This window comes from Psychrobacter sp. Ps7 (assembly GCF_022129225.1).
Lineage (GTDB): Bacteria > Pseudomonadota > Gammaproteobacteria > Pseudomonadales > Moraxellaceae > Psychrobacter > Psychrobacter immobilis_A.
In genome coordinates, this window is record NZ_JADQAH010000009.1 from 28051 (window position 1) to 42718 (window position 14668).

Consider the following 14668-nt stretch of genomic DNA (forward strand, 5'->3'; position numbering starts at 1 on the left):
AAAATGATAATAAAAAAAGGGCTTATCGATAATAATGATAAACCCTTTTTACTTGGAGACGATGATATTTATTTGTTTTATTTTTGAGCACTATCCTTATTGAGCACTATCCTTATTGAGTGCTATCCTTCTGAGTACTTTCCTTTTCAATAGCGTCTTTTTCGATGTTATCTTTTTCGATCGCTTCTTCCAACTCAGCGCCTTCTAGTAACGCAAAAGAGGATTCAATGATTTTGTCTGCATCGAGCTGATACTCATACCAGTTGCCCATGACACCAGCCAGCTCATCAAGACCTTCTTTTCTTAGTGCTGAAAATAGCTGAATGCTACAGTTCAATCCCAGTTCTTTTAGTCTTTTACGAGTATTAAGTAACGCATTTTTAGATGCGCCATACTTTAGCTTATCTGCTTTGGTTAATAAGATATGCACCGGCAGTTCACCATCATTTGCCCAACGTAGCATTTGCTCGTCAAAGAACTTCAATGGATGACGAATATCAGTCATGAGCACCAAACCTGCAAGGCTTGAGCGCGCCACCAAGTATTCTTCTAGTTCAACCTGCCATTCTTTTTTCATCTCAAGCGGTACGGCTGCGTAGCCATAACCTGGCAAATCCACCAAACGCCTATCAGCATCACCAATACTAAAAAAGTTAATCATCTGCGTGCGACCAGGCGTTTTAGATGAGCGTGCGAGTTGGCGTTGGTTGGTTAAGGCATTAATAGCAGAGGATTTACCTGCGTTTGAGCGTCCTGCAAAGGCAACTTCTAAGCCCATATCGGGTGGGCAGAGACGAAAAGTAGGCGCTGACATCATAAACTCAGTTTGCTGAATTTTTTGACGAGATTTAGTGTTGAACAATGCATGTTCGGCGGCGACATCAGTAAACGGGGTACTCATAAATGGCTCATTAATCTTTAAGAAATTGGATACGGTTATAAAATTTTAATCAACTGGTTGTCGAGAAGACAGTGCATTAGACAAAAAATCGTTACGAAGTTATTCATCATAACTTTCAATGTTTATTGGTCATAAACACAGTCATTTCAAGTTACCGACTATTCTATACTATTACTTATCTTACTTATTGAAATAACTATGATTAGCATCACATAAATGACAGAATACCATTAAAATAAGCGCTCATTAGAGCAAGTTGCCGCTTTTGTTCATACGTTACCAAAGCCAAACTATATTTATCTATATTTATACGACATACATTGTTACAATGTTTAATAAGATATACTGAACGAACGACGTTTAATAGCAAGATTGATTAAACGAGAGAAGCATCAAAAGGAGGTGTTCTATGGTTTCAATCAATGCATTTTTTAGCCAGACCTATCGAGTTTTAGTAGGTAGCGGAGCGGTATTACTGCTCAGTAGTGCTATCATGACTAGCGCTAATGCTGCTGATATTGCAGCCACCTATGATAACTCATGTGCTGCCTGTCACGATAGTGGGGCGCTGAACGCCATCAAAAAAGGTGATAGTGCCAAATGGCAACAGCTTATCAAACAAAAAAGCATGCCGACACTTATCAATTCCGTCAAAAGTGGTATGACGCAGATGCCTGCTGGTGGTCTTTGTAACAGCTGTAGCGACGATGATTATCGTAAGTTGATTGAGTACATGAGTAAGTGAGACGCTGACCGATAAAGCAACACAATACGACACACTATAAAACAACTTAAAAAAGCGCTGGGTTTTTTAGCCTGTAAGCGCTTTTTGTTTTTTGTTGGCATACTTGTCTATGTGTTAGAAAAACTGATGGATGTGACGATTAAGTAGGCAAATGCTACAAAGTCTTGCTATAATAATCGAAAATAAACCCTGATGTTAGTAAGTACTTTCAGACTGCTTGTGGCCAAGACCTTAAAACATATACCTACCTAACCAATAGTAGGGTGGTTTATATGAGGGATCTTATCAGTGCAATCACTCTAAATAATGCTTACGCCGAGCTAGTAGGATTTGTATCAATGAAAAAGTTAATCGCTGCTGCCAGCTTATGCGTTGCAAGTTTCAGCGTACAAGCTGCTATTATTGTTCCTGAGTACGACGTCAATGCCGGTAAGCAAATTGCAGAAACGGTTTGTGCTGCTTGTCATGGTGTTGATGGTGTCAGTGTTGTCCCTGCGCAGCCTAACTTGGGTGGCCAAAACGTAAAGTATCTTTACAAACAGTTGGTCAACTTTAAAGCAGGTTATCGCAAGAACGGTATTATGCAATCACAAGTTGCAAATTTATCGCAGCAAGATTTAGCCAACGTGGCTGGTTATTATGCTAGCCAAGCACCTTGGGGTGTTGGATTTGGTAATCCTGCGACCAACCAAGAAGCCACTAAGCTATTCTTAGGTGGTGATAAGTCACGCGGGGTCATCGGTTGTGCAGGCTGTCATGGTCCAGATGCTGCTGGTAATACTTGGGCGGCATTTCCACGCTTAGGTGGTCAGCATGCACAGTACATCGCAACTCAGCTAAAACTCTTCCGTGCGGCTGGCCGTGTTGATGATGTTGATAGTGATGAGCAAAAACGTGTCAATGATGCTGCGAAAGAAGGCGATATGGGTATGATGCAGACAGTCGCATCGAAACTATCGGATCGTGATATTCGTATCTTGTCAGACTATATCAGTGCTGTTCACTAATTCATTGGTATCAGCTACGAGTGCCTAATACACCTTGCATCACTGAAATTAATAAGCACTTGACCATATATCCGCCATTGTTTCATTATTAAACCCCGATTTCGGGGTTTTTTTATAACTGTTCATCCCTTATATTATAGAGACCTTATAGTCATTCCATTATAAAAGAGTCTGCCGCATTAACCTCGCTTGAAGTATTGAATATACATTTGCTTCTGGTTACCTTGTGCTTCTTTTAAATGGAATCGACTATATAAAATAAAACTGCTTACAGAGGCCTATCGTTGCTCTGTATCATGATAAATTATCGTTATTCACTTTATACCAAACCCACAGACTATGATTTGCGCTGTCAAACTTGTTTCGTCTACAATGCGTAGTACGGACACTCGTTTTCCTAGCTATTCTCATTTTTGTGAAAGGTATTAGATCGTTTGGATTTAGATTATGATGATCCGTTATGCTTCTTATTTTATCGCGGCACTGCTACCGCTACTGCTGTTTCGTTGGTTTGCACCAGCATCCATTGGTGAGATTGACTTTTGGTTACTCTGGCTATTGGCGATGGTATTGGTATCCTTGCCCGTTGTTTATGCGGAAATTGCCTTAGCCTATCGTAGTGTCGATGCACCATTAGCAGGGATGCAAAAGCTTACTCGCGAAGCAGATGCCAGCCCAATATGGCGTAGTTTTGGGTGGCTCGCCGCGCTGGTCTCTATTCTGATTGCGGCGTTAGTGATCTCAGGCGCGAGCACAGGTATTTTGGAGGCATTGACGGAGCTTAATAGCGCTCCTGCTATACCAGATTTTGCGATCGCTGCTGGCCTTATGGTCATTGCTGTGTTACTCAGTTTATTGGGCGTTGCACCGTTACCGATTGGCCTGGGATTAATGGTGATAGGCTTATTGCTCGGCGTGGCAAATGGCCTACCCAATATTGACTTTGCGATGACTGATATCAGCTTAAATGAATGGGCACGTGCAGTCGCGTTAGCGTTGGTTAGTGTGGGTGCAGGCACAGGCTTATACTGGTTTGGTCAAAACTTGGTAACGAACCAAGTGGCAACAGCGGTAGACACGGACAATATCAATGCACAAAAACCTGCTCGCAGCCGTGCGCCGAGTGAGTATCGGGCAACCAAATTGGTACTCCCGATTTGGATATTGCAATTGATCGTTGGGGTTGTGGCGTTATCTATTAGTGGCATGGCATTGCCACCGATTGGACAGCTATCGTATTGGATAGGGGTGTTATTTGTCGCCAGCTATTTGCTGCATTATAGTACCCAGCAATTAGCGCACAAGTTTGGACTACTGGTCAGTTTGGTATTAACCTTTGTCTTGGCGCTTTTATTAGTCGTTATCATACCAACTGTTTGGCTGGTCGGACTTTTAGTGATTATTAGCAGCATAGCGGTATTATTGCTGTCTATCTTTGCGGGTTGGCAGATGAAAATTAGTCATCTGCGTAAGTCATTAAATTTTGGCAATGAAGCGTTTTATAACTTATGGCGAATAGCGATTCGTTTGATTGTGCCACTAGCACTGCTATTGGCATTGATAGGTTGGGTGATGCAGTGGTTGAGTTAACCGCTAATGGCATTCAATCTGATAATAATTGTGCGCCGTCATCTGAGCAGACCATGCTAATGACTGTTTATTTGGCATATGCTGAAGATGCAAAATGTCAGCATTATTTAACCTTACAGGTTAATAATGAAACAAGTTTGTATGAGGCATTGAGGCAGGCAGGATGGTTGGTGAAATTTCCAGCGTTAGCACGTTGGTGTGAGCAAGTGGCAGATATTACCACGCCAACGGCGAAGCGTTGGCATGTGGGTATCTATGCACAAAAACAGCCGCTCAGCTATCGCTTGCAGCCTTTTGATCGTATCGAAGTATATCGCAGCTTAAGCGCTGATCCCATGTCTCAGCGCAAAAATAAATCTCGAGTTTAAGCGATGTTGCGCCATCTATCATTAAAGCCAGTTGCCGTTCTTGATTATGAGGCAGGTAGGTTTTCGATACCTTCAATACGATTGACCAAACCATTATTATCAAAGTAGATAATTAAGTGCTGACTGGCATTTTTGACATCAGCAATACCCTTGCGGCTACCTTCTGTCCCTGCTTTGTAATCGTAAATATAATCCCAACGCTTAGGTTCTAAGGTGTCTCTAATAGCTGGGCTACCAAGGATATAAAGGACTTGGTTTTGATTCATACCCACTTGCAGTTTTTGCGCTTGTGCTTGAGTGATGGCAGTGCCTTGTGGCAAATCAATCTTATAAACACTCAATAATGAGCAGCCAGACATAGCGACAGTAGCGCTAAGCATACTGGTTATGACAATCTTGCGTAATACGCTTGCAGGGCTTAACGGACGAAAAGTTAATGTCTTTATCATGGTAAGATGACTCATAAGAAATGAATTAGGCGCAGCCAGAGGTTGTTAATGCGAGTCTGGCCGACAATCTTGGACAAATGATACGTCATTTACTTGCAATTTCCTACCACTTACGACATTATTTACCAAATGCTACCTGAGTCATTTTATTATTTATATTTTAAATTCATAGACTTGCGTTAGGATTATTATAGAAAATAACAGGCTTGGAAATCAGGTCAAATCAGCCAGTCTGCTGTTATTAAAATGTTTCATATACTATAAAAAATAATCGTTAACGATTATTTATCTCATATTTTTGGTTCTTTATTTGCTAAGACTGTCACAGTCAGAAGGGATATTATGGCTTCTTTTACCAATCAAGATTTACGTAAAGCGGGATTAAAAGTCACTTTACCTCGCATCAAGATTTTAGAGCTACTAGAGAGTGCAGAGTTGCATCATATGAGTGCTGAGGAGGTTTATAAGGCACTGATAGAGCAAGGTGAGGATGTGGGTTTAGCGACTGTCTACCGAGTGCTGACGCAATTTGAACAGGCTGGTATCGTCGAGCGTCATAACTTCGAAAATAATTTATCGGTGTTTGAAATTACCCAAGAAGGCCATCATGACCATTTGGTTTGTGACGTTTGTGGCAAGATTATAGAGTTTCATAACGAAGTCATAGAAGAAGAGCAACTTAAAGTCGCAGAAAAGCACGGATTTAAGTTATCAGGTCATTCATTGGTGCTATACGGTATTTGTAATGACCAAGAGTGTCGGGATAGCATCAAGTAATTTTTTTAATTGGTGAGCATGCTCTATATTTGATATTATTTTTAGTGCGTTATCGCCACATATAAAATAGGAAAAGCCCTCATAATAATATGAGGGCTTTCTTATAAGTTTTTATGGCAAAAACGAATAACAACGCTCAAAAGCCACGCTTAACTGATATCTAATGATAAGTTATCCGCACCTTCATCCAGATTGGCTGTGCCGTTCTTACTGCTAAGTTTGATTTTTAGGCGTAAATCATTAGGAGAGTCAGCATGAAGAATGGCTTCTTTATAGGTGATTTCTCCTTGCTCATATAAGTCAAAAAGAGCCTGATCAAAGGTTTGCATACCGCTATCCCGCGATCGTGTCATGACATCTTTGATTTCATGAACCTCGCCTTTACGGATATAGTCACTAATCAGCTGTGAGTTCAATAAAATCTCAATAGCCGCACGGCGTCCTTTACCATCAGGAGTGGGAATGAGCTGCTGTGCAATAATGGCTTGCAAGTTGAGCGACAAATCCATGAATAACTGATTGTGGCGACTGGTTTCAAAAAAGTGAATGATACGGTCAATCGCTTGGTTGGCATTGTTGGCGTGCAACGTTGCAAACACTAGATGGCCTGTTTCTGCGTACTGGATCGCGTAGCTCATGACCTCACGGTTACGAATCTCACCAATCAAGATAACATCAGGTGCTTGGCGTAACGTGTTTTTTAGGCCTGCTTCAAATGAGTGGGTATCGATACCAACTTCACGCTGGGTAATAATACAACCACGATGTTTATGGACAAACTCGATAGGATCTTCGATGGTAATGATGTGACCATGCGAGTTTTGATTACGGTGTCCGATCATAGAAGCAAGGGTCGTTGATTTACCTGTACCCGTTGCACCCACTAGCAGAATGATACCGCGTTTTTTCATTGCCAACTCTTTTAACGCGGGCGGCAAACGCAGCTCTTCGACAGTCGGAATTTTATTTTCAATTTTCCGTAAAATCATCCCTGCCATATCACGCTGTATAAAGGCGCTGACCCGAAAACGTGCTTGCTGTGCTTCATCAGCAATGGCAAATTGGCACTCGTTGGTCTCTTCAAACTCTTTTTGCTGGTTTGGTGTCATGACGCCTTTGACCAATCGCATGGTTTGCTCAGCGGTTAAAGGCGTTTTACCAACAGGCAAAATTTTGCCATTCACTTTCATGGAAGGCGCTACATCAGCGGTAATAAAAAGGTCCGAGCCATTTTTATTGATCATTAACTGCAATAGTTTATCAATGTCCATATCGTACCTGCATTCGATGTAAATCGATTAAAAAAGTATTTAAAATCATGTTTTAAAAATCGCCAGTAGCAATAAAAGTAAGGCATATCATGGCTCATGAATGCTTGTATTATGGACTCACACATCAATCGTCAATTATTATAAGCCAGTGACGCACGATTAATAATATTACAAGAATGCCTCAGGCTGTTTGGCATAAGGACGGGCTACGTCTTTACTAATGGTGCCTTTTGCTACTAGGTTTTTGAGCGTTTGATCCAGCGTAATCATACCTTCACCTGCACCTGTTTGGATAGCAGAGTACATTTGAGCGATTTTATTCTCACGTATCAAGTTACGGATAGCGGGTGTGCCGAGCATGATTTCATGTGCTGCTACACGTCCGCCTGCTTGACGACGCAAAAGCGTTTGTGAAATAACGGCTTGGAGTGACTCTGATAGCATCGCCCGAATCATGTCTTTTTCTGCGGCGGGGAATACATCAATGACACGGTCAATGGTTTTAGCGGCTGAACTGGTGTGTAGGGTACCAAACACTAAGTGACCAGTCTCTGCTGCTGTCAATGCCAAGCGAATGGTCTCAAGGTCACGTAGCTCACCGACCAAAATCACATCGGGATCCTCACGTAGCGCAGAGCGCAATGCAGGCTCGAAACCTAAGGTATCGCGGTGCACCTCACGCTGGTTAATCAAGCTCTTTTTGGAGTCGTGAACAAATTCGATCGGATCTTCAATAGTTAAAATATGCTCTTTACGGCTCTCGTTGATATAGTCAATCATGGCAGCCAGCGTTGTGGACTTACCAGAACCTGTCGGACCCGTGACCAATACCACGCCACGTTTAAAGTCTGACACGCGCTTAAACACATCTCCCATCCCTAAGTCTTCCATCGTTAGGACTTTAGATGGAATGGTACGAAAGACAGCGCCCGCCCCACGGTTTTGATTAAAGGCGTTTACCCGAAAACGTGCTAGATTGGGAATCTCAAAAGAGAAATCCGTCTCATAAAATTCTTCAAAGTCAGCGCGCTGCTTATCGTTCATGATGTCATAAATAAGCTGATGCACAACCTGATGAGTCATCTCTGGCATATTAATACGGGTCATTTCACCATCAACACGTATCATTGCTGGCATACCGGCTGAAATATGTAAATCTGATGCTTTATGCTTAACCGTAAAGCGCAGCAAGTCTTCGATGCTTAAATTGTTTTTTTCAGCCATAATCGGATATTCCTATCAATCAATAAGGGTAGGACAAAAGAGCAAAAAAGGGGAGTGATTATCAATCGATAAACGATCTGATTAAAGTCGGTCACGTTAATAAAGGAGTAGCGATGGTCTTTACCATTACTATTATATTCAGTAGCATATGTTAAACCATGTAACAATATAATAACAAGACTACCGACAATTAACCATCTACTACACCGATAAAATGTAAAATTAGTCATTATGAGTGTCGATTTATAGATTGATACTTGTTGATTTTTTATATTGAAAGACATTTATAAAAAGTTTAACCCTAATTAATAAAAGTTCATTATAGAATTGAGTAAAAATAGAAGTCATTAAAAGTGACTGATTAAAAAATGGATTAAATTATTCTTGTGAGTAATATATGAAAGAAATAAAAAATAATATTGATAGCCAAAATCTTATTGCGAGCTGGCAGCAAGTGAGCAAGCAAATGACTCAAGCGTGTGAGCATGCGGCACGACAAGCAGATAGTGTGACGTTGCTGGCAGTTTCTAAGACCAAACCAGCTGATATGATTGCTACTTTGGCTCAGCAAGGACAGCAGCACTTTGGTGAAAATTATTTGCAAGAAGCCATCGAAAAAATCGATACGCTAAAACGACAGCCAGAAACTAAAGGCATTGTTTGGCATTATATTGGTAGTATCCAGCGCAATAAGACCCGCGATATTGCTGAGCATTTCGATTGGGTACAAACGGTTGAGCGTGACATTATTGCTCAACGCCTAAACGACCAGCGCCCAGCTGAGCTACCCCCACTGAATGTATTGATTCAGTTGAATATCGATAACGAAGAAAGCAAATCAGGCTGCCTGCCAGCACAGCTACCTGATTTGATAACTGCTATCAAGGGGTATGACAGGTTACAGCTGCGTGGTTTGATGATTATTCCTGCTAAGGGAGGTACGGATGCTTTTACCCGTACCAAGCAGTTATTTGATGAGATTAAAGAGACTCATGCAGAGCTAGATGCTTGGGATACACTGAGCATGGGCATGAGCGGTGATATGACAGAGGCGATAGCCAGTGGTTCGACGATGGTGCGCGTTGGTAGCGCCATATTTGGCGCACGAGCTTAAACTTTTATTTATCAGACAGTCTCATCCATTCTGGTCACCAGCATCTGAGTGATTTTGAGATTGTCCGTTGCGATAATTTCAAATCGATAATTGGCATATTCGATAGTATCGGTTTTCTTTGGAATCTTGCGTAGCATGTACATCATAAAGCCACTGATGGTTTCATAGTTCTGACTGCGTGGCAGATCAACGATATCTAAAGCGCGTACGACGTCTTCGATAGGAGTCATACCATCGATTAGCCACGAGTTGTCAGTACGTTGAACAATGGGCTGCTCCTCCAAGGTGACAAGCTCCCCCATGACGATACTCATCACATCCTTGAGCGTGATGACACCCACTACCAATCCATACTCATTCACGATGACGGCAAAGTCAGCGCCTGTAGATTTAAACATCTCTAATACTTCAAACAAGGACAAGGTATCAGGAACGAAGAGTGCAGGTTTGAGTAGGGCTTTGTCAGTTAAGCTGACCTCTTGCTGGTTAAGAACCAATGCCAAAAAGCTGCGCGACTCTACATAACCAATAATGTGCTCTAGGTCATCTTCCTGACAGACCAAAAACTTGTTATGTGGTTGTTCAATCATCACTTCAACGACTTTTTCAGTGCTCGTTTTGGTATCAAAATAAACAATATTTTCACGTGGATTCATCACCGACGTTACGGTGCGCTCTTGCATGTCAAAGATATTTTCTATCAGATGATGTTCTTGTTTTTTGAGCACACCAGCTTCAGCACCAGCATCCATGACAGCATAAATATCTTCTGGCGTCATATCGTCTTGCCGTATGGTTGAAATACCCAGTAATTCAAAGATGACATTTGCTGCACCATCAAATATCCAAATCACGGGTTTGAATATAAAAATCAATAGCATCATTGGTCGTACGAGACGTACAGCGATAGCTTCAGTGTTTGACATCGCCAATCGTCTGGGCATCAAATCAGCGAGCAGAGAAAACAAACTGGTGATCAGCACAAATGATATGACGGATGACACTGCTTCATTCTTCACCAAAAGCTCTAGATAAGGGCTAATAGCTGACTCACCTACCGCACCAGCCGAGATAGCGACGGCATTCAAAACCACTTGTACGACAGTAATAAAACTGCCAGGGTGCTCTTGCATTTTAAGGACGTCAAATGCGCGGACATCCCCTTCTTTTGCCATGATTTGTAGCTTAATTTTGCGACCAGCAGCGATGGCAATTTCGGCAGCCGATACAAAGGCACTGAGGGCAAGCAATAAAAGAAGAAAGATACTAGCGGTTAGCAAACTCATGACATACTCGGTAAAAAAATATAGGGATTAAAATAATTGAAGTTAAAGAATGAATGGGTTAGAAGTACAAAAAGAAAGTGTTGTTTATAACAGCTTGGCATTAAAAATCGGTTTATAGAAACTAAAAAAGCTGGGTAAGCACCCAGCTAATTATAATAAACTTGATTTTTTATAAAAGTATTAAATTAACCATGTTGCTCGCGTTCTACATAATAAAAGTAGGGCAAGCAACAATGGTTAATCTAATTTAGCCTTTTACTGACCATTTATTCACTAATGGATAACGGCGTTCACGTCCAAAGGCTTTATGGCTAATTTTGGTACCGATTGGCGCTTGTAAACGCTTATATTCGCTATTGTCTACCATCTGGATGACTTTTGCGACCAGTTCAGCGTCAAACCCTTTATTGATAATGTCTTGATAGCCCATGTCTTCATCGATGTATGACATTAAGATGCCATCTAATACATCATAGTCAGGCAAGCTGTCTTGGTCTTTTTGGTCTGGGCGTAACTCAGCAGATGGCGGGCGAGTGATGACGCGCTCAGGGATGACAGGGGTGTCTTCCAAGCGGTTGCGATAACTGGCCAATTTATAAACCTGCGACTTATAAACGTCTTTTAACACATCAAAGCCGCCTGCCATATCACCATATAATGTCGAATAGCCGACTGCTAACTCAGACTTATTACCAGTGGTGATGACCAAGTGCCCAAACTTATTGGACAGCGCCATCAGTATCACACCGCGCGCACGCGCTTGGATATTTTCTTCAGTGGTGTCTGCTGGCGATTTGTTAAATAGTGGGGCTAAGGTATGACGGATGCCTTCAACTGCATCGAAAATAGGACAAACCGTATAAGAAACATTTAAGCGGCGAGCCTGTGCTTGAGCATCTTCTAGACTAATCTGAGAAGTATATTCATAAGGCATCATTACCGCATATACCTTGTCAGCACCCAAAGCATCAACAGCGATACATAGCGTTAAGGCAGAATCAATACCACCTGATAGGCCGAGGATAATACCAGTGAATCCTGAATGGTTGACATAATCACGCAGGCCAACGACCAGTGCTTGATACATCTCTGACTCACGGCTCAGTGTTAATGGCGCTTTAGTTTGACTATTAAACTTAGCAGTTTTGACGTCTAAAGTGGCAAGAAGTAACTGATTCATAAAACGTGGTGCTTCGTGGGCAACGCTACCATCAGCTTGCACCGCCATAGAACCACCGTCAAATACCAAGTCGTCTTGACCGCCAACGGCGTTGACATACACGATAGGCAAATTATTTTCACGGCTACGCTTGGCCAGCATCGTTTTACGATTGTCTTGTTTTTCGATCTCAAAAGGTGAGGCGTTCAAGCTAATAATCAGATCAGCACCTTGCTTTTTGAGCTCGGCAATAGGGCCTTTTTCCCACAAGTCTTCACAGATGAGCAGACCGATTGTGATGCCTTTATAGTCAAATAAAACTTGGTTACGACCTTTATCAAAATAACGACGCTCATCAAATACGCCATAATTTGGCAAAATTTGCTTATGATAAAAGCCTTTTTGATGACCATTATGCAAGATAGCAGCAGAGTTGAAAGTACCATGATGGTCGACATGTGGATAACCGACAATCATCACGATGTCATCGATATCACTTAAAGTAGACAAGGCGCTTTTGATGCGACCAGATAAGCTTGGGCGTAGTAATAAATCTTGCGGTGGGTAACCTAATAAAGCAAGTTCTGGGAAAATAATGACATCCGCACCTTGCTCGCGAGCTTGCAATGCGAGTGCACGCATTTTTTCAGCATTGGCAGTGATATCACCAACCAAAAAATGCGACTGAGCCAACGCAAAAGTAACGGTTTCTTGGGTTTTATTGGTCTTACTGGCCTCAGTTGAGGGAGTTATATTGGGATTATCATTGTCTTTTGACATTGTTATTGTTCCTATCGATATATGGTTTAAAATTTGTTGGGTCGTTGTTGATTTAAAATAAAATCAAAGTAAGTCCGAAATTCACTCAAAATAGCACTCTGTCATATCGAATTCTAATAGTGAACCGAGGTGATGAGCTTGCTTACGCACAGTATCCAACGTTGTAACGCCCCTCTACAGGTTTGATCTTATGATAGTCTATAGAAGGATGATAAAAGAGGGCTGTAGCGCATCGTCTGAAAAATGTTATATATGTAGAATGATCCAAATAAATAAGAACAAACGAATTTAATGCTATTAAAAAGCTTAAAATAATTGCTTTAGTATAGCATCAATTATCGTTGCAAATAGAACGCGCCAGTGAATTACCTTTCAATAGGTCAGTTTACAGTATGAATGTAAAATATCCTTTTAGTGCCTTGTTTTTACATGTTAAATCTATGTGTCAACTTCTATCTATTAATGTCATCATCTAGTAAGCTTATACAGAGAAAGTTGTAAGTAAAGATTACAACATATCGTTATATCATTGTCGTATTTTACGGCATAATAAGCCGTGATAATCGCTTAATATTTATCTTGCGTTAGTCAAAGCTATCGTCCGTAAGTATGTTACGGTATGCTACGATTTGATGCTCTCAAAGCAGGTTTACTGGCACTGATTGTTTACACCCCTCGCTAATGAATACCGCTAATGGACAGGGTCTTTTTATAGGCACCGTCTGTGAGTTGATATTCATCACACATTTATAAACTTGCCAGCAAGGTCGCGATAGATCTTTGCTGTCTGCTCTTGGTTTATACGCTATGATTGAAAATTGGACAAAAGAATTTATTATTCAGCGCTTATTGGCTATTACTCTGTTGGTGGTGCTGTTCGTACTGTGTTTTCAAGTGGTACAGTTTTTTATTGTACCCGCATTATGGGCGGCGATTTTAGCGTATGTTACCTTTCCTATTTATAACTTTTTTTATGAAAAAGTAAAGCTGAGTCCTAATTTTAGCGCTGCTATTATGACGGTGAGTATCTCCTTAATGATAGGTGTGCCACTGGTTATCGGTGTTTTTATTCTACAGCAAGAAGCCTTGAGCCTAATCAGTAACTTGATTTATCGTATAAAAGTGGGCTATTTAGATGTGCCTGATTCTATCAAAGATATGCCTATCATCGGTCAGCAAGTGAAAGATGTGCTGTGGAGAATCAATAAAAACCCAGAAGGGACGTTAGAGGCGTTTCGTATTTGGGTACAGTCACATTTATATTATGGCAAAGTAGCATTTGATGTGGTGTTTAGCGGTCTTGCCAAGTTAGGTATGGCCCTGATGACGTTGTTTTTCTTTTATCGTGATGGTACCAGTTTGGTGCGTCAAATTCGCCAAGCACTGCGTAATATCATTGGCAATCGCATTGATGGCTATATTGATTCTGTGGGTACGACCACGCGTGCGGTGGTTTATGGCATTGGTTTGACGGCATTGGCACAAGCACTGCTCGCAGGTGTGGGTTACTACTTCGCTGGTGCACCAAGTCCTATCTTACTCACTATCGTAACCTTTATTATCGCCCTGATTCCGTTTGGCACGCCATTTGTCTGGGGCGGTGTATCCATTTGGTTGTTAAGCCAAGGTCATACTGTAGAAGGGATTGGCTTGGCACTATGGGGCACTTTGGTTATCAGCTGGGTTGACAATCTCATCCGTCCTATTGTGATTAGTGGCGCGACCAAAATCCCTTTTATTATTATTTTTATTGGTGTATTAGGTGGTCTAACAGCTTTTGGCTTTGTTGGTTTGTTTATCGGTCCTGTGGTGCTAGCCATCGGATTGGCGGTATGGCGAGAATGGATATCGCAGCATAAAAATGAGATATTTGCTCCGCAGGATTTGGTGTTGTCTGACAACCAAACGTTGCCACCAGTCAATGAATCAGAGTAGAGGCACGTAGAGGCACATAGTCATGTTAAATAAGGATACTGCAAACGCTATGCAAAATAGAG

13 protein-coding genes are annotated in these 14668 nt (G+C 41.5%); 7 read left to right on the forward strand and 6 right to left on the reverse strand.

What is annotated here, in order from left to right:
• Window positions 1-112: 112 nt before the first annotated feature.
• The gene (gene yihA, locus I3257_RS04975; protein ID WP_201539847.1) at window positions 113-901 is read right to left on the reverse strand and encodes a ribosome biogenesis GTP-binding protein YihA/YsxC; all 789 of its coding nucleotides are present in this window, start codon (window positions 899-901) and stop codon (window positions 113-115) included.
• 409 nt (window positions 902-1310) lie between these two features.
• On the opposite strand from yihA, the gene I3257_RS04980 reads away from it, so the two are divergent.
• The 4 genes from I3257_RS04980 (at window position 1311) to I3257_RS04995 (ending at window position 4611) form a co-directional block, all read left to right on the forward strand.
• Complete coding sequence (locus I3257_RS04980; RefSeq protein WP_201552675.1) at window positions 1311-1646, forward strand: c-type cytochrome; 336 nt, start codon at window positions 1311-1313, stop codon at window positions 1644-1646.
• 338 nt (window positions 1647-1984) lie between these two features.
• Window positions 1985-2653 (forward strand): c-type cytochrome, encoded by a 669-nt coding sequence (locus I3257_RS04985; protein WP_045443487.1) that lies wholly within the window; start codon window positions 1985-1987, stop codon window positions 2651-2653.
• A gap of 447 nt (window positions 2654-3100) precedes the next feature.
• Window positions 3101-4243: a hypothetical protein gene (locus I3257_RS04990; RefSeq protein WP_238049014.1), complete on the forward strand. Its 1143-nt coding sequence runs from the start codon at window positions 3101-3103 to the stop codon at window positions 4241-4243.
• On the forward strand, window positions 4231-4611 hold the full coding sequence (locus I3257_RS04995) for an RnfH family protein (protein ID WP_055123485.1): 381 nt from the start codon (window positions 4231-4233) through the stop codon (window positions 4609-4611). The genes I3257_RS04990 and I3257_RS04995 overlap by 13 nt, the downstream gene beginning before the upstream one ends.
• Window positions 4612-4655: 44 nt before the next feature.
• Here I3257_RS04995 and bamE read toward each other — a convergent pair whose 3' ends face one another.
• Window positions 4656-5075: an outer membrane protein assembly factor BamE gene (gene bamE, locus I3257_RS05000; RefSeq protein WP_238049015.1), complete on the reverse strand. Its 420-nt coding sequence runs from the start codon at window positions 5073-5075 to the stop codon at window positions 4656-4658.
• A 327-nt stretch (window positions 5076-5402) separates the two neighbouring features.
• Here bamE and fur point away from each other — a divergent pair, with 327 nt between their 5' ends.
• Window positions 5403-5837, forward strand: a complete 435-nt coding sequence (gene fur / locus I3257_RS05005) for a ferric iron uptake transcriptional regulator (protein WP_045443492.1) — start codon at window positions 5403-5405, stop codon at window positions 5835-5837.
• Between the two features lie 149 nt (window positions 5838-5986).
• On the opposite strand, the gene I3257_RS05010 is transcribed toward fur, so the two are convergent.
• The gene (locus I3257_RS05010; RefSeq protein ID WP_055123483.1) at window positions 5987-7108 is read right to left on the reverse strand and encodes a PilT/PilU family type 4a pilus ATPase; all 1122 of its coding nucleotides are present in this window, start codon (window positions 7106-7108) and stop codon (window positions 5987-5989) included.
• Between the two features lie 168 nt (window positions 7109-7276).
• A complete protein-coding gene (locus I3257_RS05015; RefSeq protein WP_045443495.1) occupies window positions 7277-8332 on the reverse strand; it encodes a type IV pilus twitching motility protein PilT in 1056 nt (351 codons plus the stop codon).
• Window positions 8333-8729: 397 nt separating this feature from the next.
• On the opposite strand from I3257_RS05015, the gene I3257_RS05020 reads away from it, so the two are divergent.
• Window positions 8730-9446, forward strand: coding sequence for a YggS family pyridoxal phosphate-dependent enzyme (locus I3257_RS05020; RefSeq protein ID WP_269135325.1), 717 nt, complete (start codon window positions 8730-8732; stop codon window positions 9444-9446).
• An 11-nt stretch (window positions 9447-9457) separates the two neighbouring features.
• On the opposite strand, the gene I3257_RS05025 is transcribed toward I3257_RS05020, so the two are convergent.
• Both I3257_RS05025 and I3257_RS05030 read right to left on the reverse strand, forming a co-directional pair.
• The gene (locus tag I3257_RS05025; protein WP_055123481.1) at window positions 9458-10732 is read right to left on the reverse strand and encodes a hemolysin family protein; all 1275 of its coding nucleotides are present in this window, start codon (window positions 10730-10732) and stop codon (window positions 9458-9460) included.
• 247 nt (window positions 10733-10979) lie between these two features.
• Window positions 10980-12671 carry an NAD+ synthase gene (locus I3257_RS05030; protein WP_238049016.1) on the reverse strand — a complete coding sequence of 564 codons (1692 nt, stop codon included), beginning with the start codon at window positions 12669-12671 and terminating at the stop codon, window positions 10980-10982.
• Window positions 12672-13478: 807 nt separating this feature from the next.
• Here I3257_RS05030 and I3257_RS05035 point away from each other — a divergent pair.
• Entirely contained in the window at window positions 13479-14606 is a 1128-nt protein-coding gene (locus I3257_RS05035; RefSeq protein ID WP_045455346.1) for an AI-2E family transporter, read from the forward strand.
• Window positions 14607-14668: the final 62 nt, after the last annotated feature.